Origin of the sequence: Pseudoalteromonas sp. C2R02 (assembly GCF_018860845.1) — a bacterium.
Taxonomy (GTDB): domain Bacteria; phylum Pseudomonadota; class Gammaproteobacteria; order Enterobacterales; family Alteromonadaceae; genus Pseudoalteromonas.
Genome location: NZ_JAHKQC010000040.1, coordinates 24,145 through 38,413 on the forward strand (window position 1 = coordinate 24,145; position 14,269 = coordinate 38,413).

Below are 14,269 nucleotides of genomic sequence, written 5' to 3' on the forward strand. Positions count from 1 at the left end.
TCATTAAGTTGAGTCAAAACAGCGTTATTATCCGTCAGTTGAATCGTCGTGGCTACGAAAGCGTCTTACATGCAATGCAAGACTTTACAGATACCAGAAATGACGATACGCCTGATGAAATATGGTTAGTAGAGCATGATCCCGTTTTCACACAAGGTCAAGCAGGTAAAGAAGAACACTTGCTTATGCCTGGTGATATCCCTGTGGTAAAAGTAGACAGGGGCGGTCAAGTTACTTACCACGGCCCAGGACAACAAGTTTTATATGTCATGTTTAACCTTCGACGCTTAAAAATAGGTGTACGTGAACTAGTAACTTGGCTTGAAGAAGCAATAGTCGAAACATTAGTTCAATATGGTATTAAAGCTTACGCTAAGCCAGATGCACCAGGTGTATATGTTGATGATAGTAAAATTGCGTCTTTAGGATTAAGAGTCCGTAAAGGTTGTTCCTTCCATGGTCTTGCTTTAAATATCGATATGGATTTAACACCATTTTTGCGTATAAACCCATGTGGTTACGCTGGTATGACTATGATACAAAGTAAAGATTTATCAGGTCCTCAAAACCTTGAAGAAGCCGCAAACGGTTTAGTTAAATCTCTACTTAATAAATTGCAGCAAAACAATGCTGACCTTACAAGCATTCAAATACAGGGGTTTGAGAACGAATGACTCTTTTAGACAAAGCACAAGATAAACCAGTAAAAGTACAACCAGGTGTTAAACTGCGTGATGCTGAAAAAATGCAACATATCCCAATTCAGGTTATAGCAACAGAAAAAAGTGAAATGCTGCGTAAACCTGAATGGCTAAAAATACGATTACCTAAATCAAGTGAACGTATTGATGGTATCAAAAAAGCAATGCGTAGCCGTGGATTAAGTTCAGTATGTGAAGAAGCGTCATGCCCTAATTTATCTGAATGTTTTAATCATGGTACTGCAACCTTTATGATTTTAGGTGCGATATGTACACGTCGCTGTCCATTTTGTGATGTAGGCCATGGTCGACCTTTAAAGCCTGATGCTGAAGAGCCAGAAAAGCTCGCTTTAACGATTCGTGATATGAAATTGAAATACGTTGTTATCACATCTGTAGATAGAGATGATTTACGTGATGGTGGTGCACAGCATTTTGCAGATTGTATTACGCAAATCCGAAAGCATTGTCCTGGTATTACAATCGAGATCCTAGTACCTGACTTTAAAGGTCGTATGGATCGTGCACTAGAGATATTAATTCAAACACCACCAGATGTATTTAACCATAACCTAGAAACAGCACCACGCTTATATAAACTAGCACGTCCAGGTGCTGGCTATAAATGGTCACTAGAACTATTACGTCGCTTTAAAGAAGCACACCCTGATGTTAAAACTAAATCCGGATTAATGGTTGGCTTAGGTGAAGAAATATCTGAAATTGAAGAAGTATTAAGAGACTTACGTGAACATAATGTTGATATGTTAACGGTAGGTCAGTACTTACAACCTTCAAAACATCATTTACCAGTTAAGCGTTACGTACCGCCAGCTGAATTTGATGCATTAAAAGCATATGCTGATGAGATTGGTTTTAGCCATGCTGCAAGTGGTCCATTTGTTCGTTCTAGTTACCATGCTGATCAACAAGCTGCCGGTAACGAAGTAAAATAGCTTCCTCAAGTAATTAATTTTACTTTGAAAGGCTTGATAATTTATCAAGCCTTTTTCTTATCTGCTCATTTTAAGTCAAATAAATGCTAAAATTCCTATATAACTTTAAAATTGAATAATGAAATGCTAATTTCCACTAAGATGTTTTCAATACTATTTTACTTTACTCTCACAACCTCCCCTTCATTGGCAGTTGATGCATTGCCCAATGCAGAAGTGAGTGCGATTAATAATCCTAGTATGGCGATAAGCGCTTATCAACAATATAAAGAGACTTTGAATACACTTCCCCATTCAATTCAATTAAGGTGGCATACCGTTGCAATAAGAGCCGCATTAAATAATTCTCAATTTTTATTTGCAGAAGAAGTATTTAGGGAAATGAATATAAGCTATGATAAAGCTGGTAATAATCAAAAGGGATATTACTTTAATTTATCTGGGATCTGGTTTCGCAAAAATGGCTTTTTTAAACAAGCGGAGCAAGCATATAAATGTGCTTTTAAAACAACAAAAAATACTTCTGAACAATTAAAATATCTTAATAATGCAGCAATTGTTACCCGATATACTAATAACACTGAGCAAGCAGAAAAGTATATTCAGAAAGCTTTATCAATTTTGGAAATTGCACCGCATAAAACTATCGAAGCAAGTATATATAATACTTTAGGCATGCTTGCGCTAAGTCAAAAAGACTATCTATTGGCTAAACAGAGCTTTACACGTTCTTTATTTTTAAAAGAAGGTAAATCAAGAGATTCTGCACAACTTATTTCAGCTCTTAACCTCTTAAATACATTACTTTATTTAGAAGATACCTCACTATCAATTAGAGTATTACCTACAATAGAAAGACTGTTAAAACGCAGTAATAATATAGATCATCATACTTATTACCATTGGCTGCAATTTAGCCTTGCAAAACTGCAAAATAAACAAAGTGATATCACATCCGAAATACTGGTAAAAGAGTTCAAATTATTAAGTGGTAGTAGTTATAAAGCATTGATAAAACAAAGAGCTATTCATTTAAACATCCAATTGCCACTGGCTAAAAAAACCACAAAAAAAATGCAGTATAGTGGCCCTATACTGCATTATTTAAAAGCGTGTAAAACAAAGGTATAGAAGAAATTAATCTTCTTCTATATTATCTAAGCCTTTCGTGCCTTTTTTTGCGTCTAGCTTATGATGTATGGCAGCCTTAATAAGCATATAGCCCGTTATAGGTGCCGTGATCAATAAGAAGATAGAGATTAATATTTCTTTCAAGCTTATGGTATCTGTTGTCACACTAAAATAGACCATAGCGGCAATTAAGATACCTGCCATACCTAAAGTTGTCGCCTTCGTTGGGCCATGTAAACGCATGAAAAAATCAGACATCTTATTTAGGCCGATAGAGCCAATTAAAATAAAAGCACCACCTAGCAGTAATAAAATCGATACTATCCATTCAAAAATCATAGTCACCCTTATTCAATAATATCGCCACGAAGCAAGTATTTACATACCGCTACCGTGCTAACAAAACCTAACATTGCAATTAATAGTGCAGCTTCAAAGTAAAGCGCTGTATCCATTTGCAAGCCGTATAAAATTATCAGAGCTATGGTATTTATATACATAGTATCTAAGGCTAAAATGCGATCAGGTACTGAAGGACCGACAATTAATCGCCAAAGATTTAATAATAAAGCGATGCCAATCATAGAAAATACAATCAAAATTACAGTGTCTAACATTGAAAAATCTCCTTTAGCGGCGCTTCATATCTTTGTTTAATCATTTTAATTAATGCTTCCTCATCTTCCAAATCCAAAACATGGATCAGTAAATATTTTTGAGGCTCAGGCGCTTCATCATCAATATTTTCAGGTATTGGATATATCTCTGCGCTGACAGTTCCTGGTGTTAGCGATACTGTGCTTGCCAATATGGTAATTGGCATTTCATGAGATAAATCCAAAGGTACCTTTACAAATGCTGGACGTAACTTTTTAGTTGATCCTAATATCAAAATTGCCACTTGCACATTAGCAGTCACAATATCGTAAAGTACTAATAAAAAGTGCCTAAGCGCAAGCCCAGGCTTTAAGATCAAAGGTTGCGGCTCTCTAAATCTAAAAGTTAACAACGGAATTAAAACAGCTAAAATCGTTGCTAAAATTAAATGCCCAACTGAAACACTATTATTTAATAATAACCATACAATAAATAATAACAGGCTGCGAAATGGCGTTGGTAGCCAAGATACCTTCGCTTCTAATCTCATTATTTAGCTCCATGGTTTGATATGGCTAAAACGGTATTAACATGATTAGTCACATCATGTAATTGTTTAGCAGCAGCTAATGTAAAGTCACTAATAGGTCCTGAAAAAATAACCATTAAAGGTGAACATAATAATAAAGCAATGATCACATTTGTTTTTAATGGTGCTGCGATTTCTTTGGTCGCTTCATTATTTGAATGTCGCCAAAATAAATAACTACCCGCACGCGATAAAGCAATTAATACAACAAAACTCGCAGTCAAATATACAGGCCAAAATATATAGGTACCGTTAATTTCTGAAGAGGCTTTTAATAACCAAATCTTACCAATAAAACCCGACATAGGCGGCATCCCCATTACAGCCAAAGCTGCAATTAAAAAACCACCGCCTAAAATATAAGGTTGAGCGACCGGTCGTCCTTCAACGAGTCTATCGGATACTTTACCTCTTTGGACTGAAATTAAATCAGCCAATAAAAAGAGTGCTGCTATCATTAAGGTTGAATGAATAACGTAATACAGTGCTGCGGCAGTCGCCATAACAGAATGCATACTAATTGCTGCAACCAAAGTACCCACAGAAATAATAACAAGGTTCGCTGTTAGCTTTCTTAAATCTTCACTGGCAAGTACACCAATAGCACCAATCGCGATAGTTAAAATAGCCAATGGCCATAACCAAGACTGCGCCATAAAGGCAAGCTCGCCCGCTTGTTCACCAAAAATAATGGTATATACTCTAAACATCGCATACACGCCTACCTTAGTCATTATTGCAAACATCGCTGCAATAACAGGCAAGGCTGATGAATAGGTTTTTGGTAGCCATAAATGCAGTGGTAAAATCGCTGCTTTTAAACCAAAAACAATCAATAATAATAATCCACCAATTTTAGCTAAAGCAACATCGTCTCCAGTAAGTTGTGATACTTTCACTGCCATATCAGCAATATTTAATGTGCCTAATACGCCGTATAATACGCCTAAGCCAATCAGGAATATGCTTGAACCAATGAGATTTAAAATCACATAATGCAATGCTGAACGAGTTTTATGCTTATCTCCTGCATGCATCAATAATGAATATGACGCGATTAATAAAACTTCAAAAAATACAAATAAATTAAATAAATCCCCAGTTAAAAATGCCCCATTCACACCCATAACTAAAAAATGCATTAAAGGGTGAAAAAAGCTGCCTTTCTCATCGTCACCAGCACTTGCATAAAAAATACAACATAAAGCTAAAAATGACGTTAAAGAAATCAAAAGTGTCGATAGCATATCGCTAACCAACACAATACCAAATGGCGCGCTCCAATTACCAACCGCATATACTTCGATGTTATTGCTAGCACTATGATTTAATAATATTAAAGAAGCAACTAAGGTAAAAAAAGCAAATGCTTGAGATACCATACGTCTAATTTTTACATTTTTACCACAAGGTGGCAGCAATGCTAAAATTGCGCCTAACATAGGTAATAATATAGGTAAGGTCACTAAGTGGCCCATTAACGACTCTCCCTTTTAGATTTCTTGTTTTTATTTGGAATAATGCCATCTACATGGTCATTACCTAAATCAGCTCTGCCACGTATAGATAAAATCACCACAAATGCCGTCATTGCAAAACCAATTACAATCGCGGTTAAAACTAAAGCTTGTGGTAAGGGGTCAGCATATTGTGCTGACTGACCTAATACGGCAGCTTGATTTGAGTTAAGTCGCCCTGAGGCAAATAAAAATAAATTAACTGCGTAAGACATCATAGTGAGACCCAAGACAACTGGAAACGTACGGGCTCTTAATATTAAAAACAGTCCGCAAGTTACAAGTATGCCGACACATGTCGAATATAAAATCTCCATTATTTACTCTCCTTAGCTTCAGTGCCTATGGTGAGCTTACCTAAACTAGCTAAAATCATTAATGTAGAACCTACAACTGTAATATAAACACCTAAATCAAATGCGATTGCACTGGCTAACTCTACTTTTCCGACAAATGGAATATCAAAGTATTCAAACCAACTTGTTAAAAATGGACGGTCGAAGAACCAGCTTCCCACACCCGTTGCTAAAGCAATTAAAATACCTGAGGCGATGATCTTCCTGTAGTTTGCATCAAATCGAGATGACACCCACTGAGAGCCATGTGCCATATACTGCAATATAAATGCAGTTGCAGTAACCAAACCAGCTATAAATCCGCCACCTGGTAAATTATGGCCACGTAAGAAGATATACACAGATACCAATAAAGCTAAAGGTAATAAGCTTTGTGAAATACTGGCTAGCAAAATAGGATGACGCTCTCTTGCCCAAGGACGCCCTTCACCATCGCTTGATGGCATAAATAAAGGTAAATTAGTTAATAATTTATAAATACCCAATGCGGCAATGCCTAAAACGGTAATTTCACCAAAAGTATCAAAGCCTCTAAAATCCACTAAAATCACGTTTACAACATTTGTACCACCACCGCCAGTTTTAGCATTAGCTAAAAAGAAGTCAGATATTGATGATAAAGGACGTGTCAGCATGGCATAACAGATACTACCTATAACCACACCAATACTAGATGCAATAGCTAAATCTCTTAAGATACGTGGCGAACTTGATTCTTTTGGTGTTTTTTGTGGTAAAAAGAATAATGCTAGCATTAATAAAATAACCGTCACAACCTCAACGATTAACTGTGTTAAAGCTAAATCAGGTGCTGAAAAACGGGTAAATGCCACAGATACCATTAAACCTACAATAGAAATACTGATCAGTGAAATGATACGTACTCGATGCCAAATGATAGTCGCAAATGCACCTGCTATTAACAAGCCTGCGCCAACCGCATTTTGAGGTGTAATAGGCATTAACTCTTCAGTACCTGCTAATTGGATCATATCGAATAATGGTAAGCCCGCTAAAATAAGCACTGTAAGCAAGAACAAAAATATGTATCTTTGTAATGAGGCGTTTTCAACAGAGTTTATAAATTTAGCGCTTACTTTAACCGAAGCTTGTACCCATGTTTCAAACCATATTTTTGCATCAATGCTTGGTAAAGATGCTTGAAACTGGAAGAAATGCTTGCGCTGTGTATATACAAATAAGCCAACTACAACAGCAATAAAACTCATTAATAATGGTAAGTTAAATCCATGCCAAATGGCTAAGTTAAATTCAGGTAATGCATGACCAACTACAGCCATCGATGCCGATGTTAAAATACCATTCACAACAAAATTAGGTATTACACCAACAATAATACAAAGCGCAACTAAAATTTCAACGGGTACACGCATATATCTTGGCGGTTCATGTGGGGTTTTAGTTAACCCAATTGGCTCACCATTAAAGAATACATCATGAATAAATCGCGCCGAATAAGCCACAGCAAAAATACCCGCTAAAGTAGCCAGCACAGGGATCAACCAAGACATTGAACCAAGTACTTGTTGGTGCAGTGTTTCAGCAAAAAACATCTCTTTAGATAAGAAACCGTTTAATAAGGGCACACCAGCCATAGAAGCTGATGCCACCATAGCGAGCGTTGCGGTATAAGGCATAAATTTAAATAAACCATTTAATTTACGCATATCACGAGAACCTGTCTCATGATCAATAATACCCGCAGCCATAAACAGCGATGCTTTAAATATCGCATGGTTGATAATATGGAAAATCGCTGCAACTGCAGCCAGTTGAGTATCTAAGCCTAATAATAAAGTAATCAAACCTAAATGGCTGATCGTTGAGTAAGCTAATAAACCTTTAAGATCGTGCTTAAATAATGCTATGTATGCACCTAAAAGCAAGGTGGCTAAACCTGTTAAACCAACAATTAAAAACCAAAGTTCAGTGCCCGCTAAAGCAGGATAAAAACGCGCGAGTAAAAATATACCTGCTTTTACCATAGTGGCAGAATGTAAATATGCACTTACTGGCGTTGGCGCGCTCATCGCATGAGGCAACCAGAAGTGGAATGGAAATTGTGCCGACTTAGTAAAAGCACCTAATAAAATCAATACTAAAGTAACAGGATAAAGTGCATGATTTTTTATTAATTCACCACTTTTTAATACAACACTTAAGTCGTAACTACCAACGATATTACCAAGCAAAATCAATCCAGCGAGTAAAGCTAAACCACCTGCTCCCGTCACAGCTAAGGCCATTCTTGCGCCTTTTCTTGCAGCCGATTGATGCCACCAAAAACTAATCAGTAAAAATGAACTAACACTGGTTAATTCCCAAAAAACCCACAGCTGAATAATATTATTTGATAGTACGATACCTAACATCGCAGTCATAAATAACATTAAAAAGGCATAAAACTTAGCCATTGAGTCTTTTTCACTTAAGTAATATCGGGCATACAAGATAACTAATAGCCCGATACCTAAGATCATAAATACAAATAATAAGGCAAGACCATCAAGTCTGAACGATAAATTTATACCTAGCGCGGGTATCCACTGAAGGGAATACAACAAAGTTTCACCAGCAAAAACAGCCGGTGTATAATAAATCGCAATCGCAAGCGCAATCGCCGGCAAAATTGCAGTTAACCAAGCGCTTGTCGTTCTGTTTAAGTTTCCGGTAACAGACGCAATTACACTAGCTAACAAAGATAATATGGGGATCCATAGCAAAGCCATTTGTTTATTTTATTTCCTGAATCTAAATTCAAATCTCTATGATGATATCATTTATCCCCCCAAACAAAATAGATATTAAATGAAAATTATAAAAAATAGCTCAGCGACACTAAAATTAACTTGTTGATGAAAATAAGCTAAATAGAACTTAAACATATCAGGAAGCTTTTACCCCTGATTTTGATAACATGATTAGAGCGACCCTTTCCTCCTATTCATATACTGCACTGCTAATGGGTTATTTTGTGCTGCTGATAACTTAAAATAACGCATTGCAGCCTTTTTATCCGCCTTGCCTCCCAATCCATCATTTAACATTTTCCCATAAAAATACTGTGCAAAACTATCCGATGATAACTTACTTGCACTAAGATAAAGTGCCCTCGCCTTTTTATAATCAGACTTTTCATAATGGAGCCTTGCTAAATGAGATTGTGCTAGCGGCCAGTCTCCGGCTTGTTGTAAACGTGTAATAGCCAAATCAATCTCACCTTTATTTTCATAATATAGAGCTAGCTGAAGCGACGCGCCTTTAAAGCCAAGTTCTGCTGCATACTGATACCAATAATAGGAATTGTCCAATTTAGCAAACGCCATGGAGAAAACCTCAAAGTCAGGCAAGCTATTCTCCATATTACGTTCTAATATATTTTTATAATCTAATGGTAAATTTTTATCTAAATACTGCATTAAAGTTAGTTCAGTTACAGGTTTATAAGCTGTCATTTCACTGCCATTACAAGTTGGTACAGCATGTAAGTTAAGTGGTTTTGGCTCTTTATTTGAAATCAGTGTTAATTGACTATGCTTTAAATTTAAAGCTTGAGAATTGCAGCGCTGTTTTTGTATAGGTTGTGAAAGCAGGTATTCATCTTCAAAGCCAAACAAATGCATAAACTCATGTTTGAAAACATTAAAGTGACTTTTTTTGGCTAAATACATTACCCCTGAATTGACATTAGCTTTACCTTTCTCGCTCATTATCATTAGGTGTCGTATGCCTTTAGGCCAATTTTCAGACTGCGCTAAATGGCTTAAATCACATGATATTGCTTTACCCTGCTGTGCAGAACATTTTAATTTAGCACTTTGAATATAAAGTGGTTTAGTAAAACATACAGGTAAACTTGATAAATATGCATCGTTTTTAAAAGATTGAATAATTTCTATAGAGCGCGCTAATCTAGAGTAACTCGTTGCTATGGGCACAATATTAATTTGGCAACTTGTGATATTAAGTTGATTTTCTTGAGCGACAAAGTCACGCGTAAAATAAAGAGAATTATGGCTTATACGCTTGTATAGCGCAGTTGAAGGCTTTATAGATAAAACTTGAGAGTTGTGCAACTGCGATAAGTAATGCCAACTGTCATCATCTTGCGGGGTTAAAAAGTCACTGATCTGAGACCAGTTATTTTGCTTTTCATAAAACGATAAAATGTTTTCTCTTGCTGATTTTTTACTAGCAGCATCATCAGCTAAATTTAAAATTTTATAATATAACTTTTTGGCTAATAAATGCTTTTGCTGCATTTGATAATGACTCGCCAATAACGTCATCGCCTTTACATCATTTTTTGATGATAAATACCTTAAACTCTCAATATCAATATAAGCCGAATCTGATAGCTCTGATTTTTGTAATATCAAATTAGCAAATTGATAACTGCCATTACTATAAAGGCTATACAAAGTTTGCATTGTTAAATTTGATGAATTTAAAACAAAAAGTGTTAAACAAATACATAAAAGCCGAAGCATTTGCTTCGGCTTAATATTGAAGGCTAAAAACATTACCTTATTGCACAGCTTGAGCGGCTTCTAAAGCTTGATTCTGTAATACTTGTAGTTCTAATCGAGCATATTTGTACTCTACAAACTCATGTACATTTGTTGATAATGCCAACTTAAAATATTCTAAAGCTCTTGCGTTATTACCGTCATATTGATGTTGTTTAGCTAAATAAAAATAAGCTTCGCATAAACGCTCTGCGTATTGCTGATGATTACTTATATTTTTATCTAAACCTGCTAAAAAGTCTTTTTCACTTAAATCGCCGCTATATAGCGAAACCAACTGATATGCCCAGTTATCTGAATTTAATTTTTTGGCATGTTGTTTTAAATGTTTAACAGCCTCTGGTTTTGATATCGCTTGCTCAGCTAAATATAACCACACTACACGGTAAGCGTCATCAGGTGCATAATCTAAAAACCTTTGAAAATCAGATTGCGCAAGTTGCGCTCTATCACCATAGTAAAGTGCTATACCACGATTTAAATAGGCGTATTCATGCTCTGGCTTTAAATCTAAAACCGAATCAAACATTTCATATGCTTTGGTATATTGTTGTTTAAGCGTTAAATGAATACCTAAAAAGTTATAAACCTCAGGTAAATCCGGCTTTAATTTAATAGTACGATTAAAGTCGATCCACGCTAAAGTTTGCATACCTAAGCTATCAAATAATACACCTCTGTCATAATACAGTTGTGCTTTTTGCTCATCAGTTAAGTTTGCACGATAAAGTAACTCGCTATAGCGGGCGATTGCGATTTCACTACGCACATCAGACTCTAATGGCGTGGTAAAAGCAACATTTACAATAGGTGTATCCGTTTTTTCAGGTGTTGATTGACATGCCATCAAGCTAAAACCTAAAAATGTACCTAGTATTATATTTTTTAATTGCATCGATTTCCCTAGAATTAATAATCGATAAAAAGAAACTACTCTTAAGAGTATAGCCTATTCTTTTGGTTCAATTAAACCTATTAAAAATAATAAATAACATTAGATCAAACTTTTACCTTAAACACAAAAAAGGGCCAAAAGGCCCTTTTAAAAAAACTAATTTTTAGTTTAAATTATTCTGCAGCAGGTGCTTCAGTCGGAGCAGCAGGAGCCATCGCTTCTTTGATGCTTAAGCGCACACGTCCTTGACGGTCAACTTCAACAACTTTAACTTTAACTTCTTGACCAACTTTAAGGTGATCAGCAACATTATTCACACGCTCTTGACAGATTTGTGAAATATGAACTAGACCATCTTTACCTGGAAGTACGTTTACAAACGCACCAAAATCAACGATACGTACAACTTTACCGTTGTAGATAGTACCTACTTCAAGCTCAGCAGTGATTTGCTCGATACGCTCGATTGTCGCACGTGCACTTGCACCGTCAGTTGCTGCAATTTTGATTGTGCCATCATCTTCAATTTCGATAGTTGTACCGAATTCTTCAGTTAATGCACGAATTACCGCACCACCTTTACCAATTACATCCGCAATTTTCTTAGCTGGGATGTTCATAGTGTAGATACGTGGAGCAAATTCTGATAATTCTTCAGAAGGTGCAGAAATCGCTTCGTCCATCACAGTAAGTATGTGTAAACGTGCCGCTTTTGCTTGAGTCAAAGCAATTTGCATGATTTCTTGTGTGATACCTTCAATTTTGATATCCATTTGTAGTGCAGTTATACCGCCTTGAGTACCCGCTACTTTAAAGTCCATGTCACCTAAGTGATCTTCATCACCTAAGATATCTGAAAGTACTACAAAGTTTTCGTCTTCTTTAACAAGGCCCATAGCAATACCCGCTACAGATGCTTTAATTGGTACACCAGCGTTCATAAGCGCAAGTGAAGAACCACACACTGAAGCCATTGAAGAAGAACCATTTGATTCAGTGATTTCAGATACAACACGAATTGAGTATGGGAATTCAGTTAACGATGGCATTACAGCTTTCATACCACGTTTTGCTAAGTTACCGTGACCAATTTCACGACGTTTAGGAGAACCTACAAAACCAGTTTCGCCAACACAGAATGGAGGGAAGTTATAGTTAAGCATGAAATGATTCTTTTGCGTGCCTAAAAGGTCATCGATAAGTTGTGAATCACGTTCCGTACCTAAAGTAGCTGTAACGATTGCTTGTGTTTCACCACGTGTAAAGATTGAAGAACCGTGAGTACGTGGAAGTACGCCAGTTTTTACATCTAATGCACGAACAGAAGCAGGATCACGACCATCAATACGCTTTTCACCCGCAATGATGCGGCCACGTACAGCTTTTTTCTCTAAAGAACCAAAAAGTTTACCTACTTCTTGAGAATCTAGCTTTTCATCTTCAGCAAGTTCAGCTGTTAATGTTTCGATTACTAATGCTTTTGTTTCGTTAAGAGAATCTTTACGAGCAACTTTATCAGTAATTAAGTATGCCGCACCGATTTTTTCTTCAGCGATTGCAGCAATTTTATCTGCTAATACAACATTTTTTTCAGGAGCAGTCCAATCCCAAGTAGGCTTGCCAGCTTCTGCTTTAAATTCATTTACAGCAGTGATAATAGATTGTGCTTGCTCATGGCCATATACAACAGCGCCAAGCATAACGTCTTCAGCTAATACTTCAGCTTCTGACTCAACCATTAATACTGCATTTTCAGTACCAGCAACAACTAAATCTAATTGGCTGTTTTCAAGTTCAGTTACTGAAGGGTTTAGTACGTATTGGCCGTCAACATAACCAACTCGAGATGCACCGATAGGACCATTAAATGGGATACCAGAGATAGCTAATGCTGCAGAAGTACCAATCATAGTTACGATATCTGGTTGGATTTCTGGGTTTGATGACATTACAGTAGCAATAACTTGCACTTCGTTCATGAAACCAGCAGGGAATAAAGGACGAATTGGACGGTCAATTAAACGTGCGATAAGTGTTTCGCCATCGTTTGGACGACCTTCACGCTTTAAGAAACCACCTGGGATACGACCAGCAGCATACATACGCTCTTGGTAGTTAACTGTAAGAGGGAAAAAATCTTGACCCGCTTTAACGTCTTTTTTACCAACAACAGTTACTAAAACTGAAGTATCACCGATGCTTGCTAATACCGCACCACATGCTTGACGTGCAATTGCACCTGTTTCTAGGGTTACTTCATGTTGGCCTAGTTGAAATTTTTTAATAATTGCTTGCACTTAATATTCCTTAATAAATAAGTTTGAAATTGTTGTTTTGCTTTAATCTGAAATCATCAATTGAACTCGTGGAAAGAGTGTTAGCCAATGGTGCAATTGGCGTAGCGAAAAAATTCGTAGTCACCTTATAGGCAATGAGTAATTTTTTCGTATAGCCAGGTGCATCAGTGGGTGGCGCTATTTTTCGTGGTTCAACTGATTAATCCAGGTTTCAGTACCAATTCCAGTAGTTAATTGTACTTTAACCGTCAAATTGAAAGATCAATTAACTACTACAATTGGTATCCGCGCTTAGTATACTTTACAAAACACATGATAGTAATAAACAGACATAAAAAAAGAGGCTAAAAAGCCTCTTTTTTTAATCAAAATCTTAGCATCGAATTAACGACGTAGGCCAAGCTCTTGGATTAACGCCTTGTAAGACTCTACTTTTTTACCTTTAAGGTAATCAAGAAGTTTACGACGTTGGCTAACTTTACGTAGAAGACCACGACGAGAATGGAAATCATGTATATGGCTTTTGAAATGGCCTTGTAGCTTGTTGATATCAAATGTTAATAATGCAATTTGAACTTCAGGTGAACCAGTATCGCCTTCAGCACGAGCAAATTTAGCAACGATTTCAGCAGTTTCTTGAGTACTTAGTGACATGTGTAACTCCAATATTTAAAAATTTA

13 protein-coding genes are annotated in these 14,269 nt (G+C 36.5%); 3 read left to right on the plus strand and 10 right to left on the minus strand.

Annotated elements, in window-relative coordinates; translation table 11 throughout:
* Window positions 1-8: 8 nt before the first annotated feature.
* From lipB to KO527_RS18155, 3 genes are all read left to right on the plus strand, one after another.
* Window positions 9-674 carry a lipoyl(octanoyl) transferase LipB gene (gene lipB / locus KO527_RS18145; protein WP_216041687.1) on the plus strand — a complete coding sequence of 222 codons (666 nt, stop codon included), beginning with the start codon at window positions 9-11 and terminating at the stop codon, window positions 672-674.
* A complete protein-coding gene (gene lipA / locus KO527_RS18150) occupies window positions 671-1,657 on the plus strand; it encodes a lipoyl synthase (RefSeq protein WP_216041688.1) in 987 nt (328 codons plus the stop codon). The genes lipB and lipA overlap by 4 nt, the downstream gene beginning before the upstream one ends.
* Before the next feature lie 123 nt (window positions 1,658-1,780).
* Window positions 1,781-2,788, plus strand: a complete 1,008-nt coding sequence (locus tag KO527_RS18155; RefSeq protein ID WP_216041689.1) for a tetratricopeptide repeat protein — start codon at window positions 1,781-1,783, stop codon at window positions 2,786-2,788.
* 6 nt (window positions 2,789-2,794) lie between these two features.
* On the opposite strand, the gene KO527_RS18160 is transcribed toward KO527_RS18155, so the two are convergent.
* From KO527_RS18160 to rpsO, 10 genes are all read right to left on the minus strand, one after another.
* The gene (locus tag KO527_RS18160; RefSeq protein ID WP_216041690.1) at window positions 2,795-3,127 is read right to left on the minus strand and encodes a Na+/H+ antiporter subunit G; all 333 of its coding nucleotides are present in this window, start codon (window positions 3,125-3,127) and stop codon (window positions 2,795-2,797) included.
* A gap of 8 nt (window positions 3,128-3,135) precedes the next feature.
* Complete coding sequence (locus KO527_RS18165) at window positions 3,136-3,405, minus strand: K+/H+ antiporter subunit F (RefSeq protein ID WP_216041691.1); 270 nt, start codon at window positions 3,403-3,405, stop codon at window positions 3,136-3,138.
* On the minus strand, window positions 3,399-3,935 hold the full coding sequence (locus KO527_RS18170) for a Na+/H+ antiporter subunit E (RefSeq protein WP_042146063.1): 537 nt from the start codon (window positions 3,933-3,935) through the stop codon (window positions 3,399-3,401). Before KO527_RS18170 ends, KO527_RS18165 begins: the two co-directional genes overlap by 7 nt.
* A complete protein-coding gene (locus KO527_RS18175; protein ID WP_216041692.1) occupies window positions 3,935-5,452 on the minus strand; it encodes a monovalent cation/H+ antiporter subunit D in 1,518 nt (505 codons plus the stop codon). Before KO527_RS18175 ends, KO527_RS18170 begins: the two co-directional genes overlap by 1 nt.
* Window positions 5,452-5,808, minus strand: a complete 357-nt coding sequence (locus KO527_RS18180) for a Na+/H+ antiporter subunit C (protein ID WP_216041693.1) — start codon at window positions 5,806-5,808, stop codon at window positions 5,452-5,454. Before KO527_RS18180 ends, KO527_RS18175 begins: the two co-directional genes overlap by 1 nt.
* Complete coding sequence (locus KO527_RS18185; RefSeq protein ID WP_216041694.1) at window positions 5,808-8,597, minus strand: monovalent cation/H+ antiporter subunit A; 2,790 nt, start codon at window positions 8,595-8,597, stop codon at window positions 5,808-5,810. Before KO527_RS18185 ends, KO527_RS18180 begins: the two co-directional genes overlap by 1 nt.
* A 192-nt stretch (window positions 8,598-8,789) precedes the next feature.
* Entirely contained in the window at window positions 8,790-10,358 is a 1,569-nt protein-coding gene (locus KO527_RS18190; RefSeq protein WP_216041695.1) for a hypothetical protein, read from the minus strand.
* Between the two features lie 37 nt (window positions 10,359-10,395).
* Entirely contained in the window at window positions 10,396-11,292 is an 897-nt protein-coding gene (gene nlpI, locus KO527_RS18195; RefSeq protein WP_216041696.1) for a lipoprotein NlpI, read from the minus strand.
* A gap of 173 nt (window positions 11,293-11,465) precedes the next feature.
* On the minus strand, window positions 11,466-13,589 hold the full coding sequence (gene pnp / locus KO527_RS18200) for a polyribonucleotide nucleotidyltransferase (protein WP_216041697.1): 2,124 nt from the start codon (window positions 13,587-13,589) through the stop codon (window positions 11,466-11,468).
* Window positions 13,590-13,973: 384 nt separating this feature from the next.
* Window positions 13,974-14,243, minus strand: a complete 270-nt coding sequence (gene rpsO / locus KO527_RS18205; RefSeq protein WP_042146076.1) for a 30S ribosomal protein S15 — start codon at window positions 14,241-14,243, stop codon at window positions 13,974-13,976.
* Window positions 14,244-14,269: the final 26 nt, after the last annotated feature.

Bases quoted from the DNA above. Each gene is read 5' to 3' on its own strand.
- lipA (WP_216041688.1), top strand. From the start codon at position 671: ATGACTCTTTTAGACAAAGCACAAGATAAACCAGTAAAAGTACAACCA.
- KO527_RS18155 (WP_216041689.1), top strand. From the start codon at position 1,781: ATGCTAATTTCCACTAAGATGTTTTCAATACTATTTTACTTTACTCTC.
- KO527_RS18160 (WP_216041690.1), bottom strand. From the start codon at position 3,127: ATGATTTTTGAATGGATAGTATCGATTTTATTACTGCTAGGTGGTGCT.
- KO527_RS18165 (WP_216041691.1), bottom strand. From the start codon at position 3,405: ATGTTAGACACTGTAATTTTGATTGTATTTTCTATGATTGGCATCGCT.
- KO527_RS18170 (WP_042146063.1), bottom strand. From the start codon at position 3,935: ATGAGATTAGAAGCGAAGGTATCTTGGCTACCAACGCCATTTCGCAGC.
- KO527_RS18175 (WP_216041692.1), bottom strand. From the start codon at position 5,452: ATGGGCCACTTAGTGACCTTACCTATATTATTACCTATGTTAGGCGCA.
- KO527_RS18180 (WP_216041693.1), bottom strand. From the start codon at position 5,808: ATGGAGATTTTATATTCGACATGTGTCGGCATACTTGTAACTTGCGGA.
- KO527_RS18185 (WP_216041694.1), bottom strand. From the start codon at position 8,597: ATGGCTTTGCTATGGATCCCCATATTATCTTTGTTAGCTAGTGTAATT.
- KO527_RS18190 (WP_216041695.1), bottom strand. From the start codon at position 10,358: ATGCTTCGGCTTTTATGTATTTGTTTAACACTTTTTGTTTTAAATTCA.
- nlpI (WP_216041696.1), bottom strand. From the start codon at position 11,292: ATGCAATTAAAAAATATAATACTAGGTACATTTTTAGGTTTTAGCTTG.
- rpsO (WP_042146076.1), bottom strand. From the start codon at position 14,243: ATGTCACTAAGTACTCAAGAAACTGCTGAAATCGTTGCTAAATTTGCT.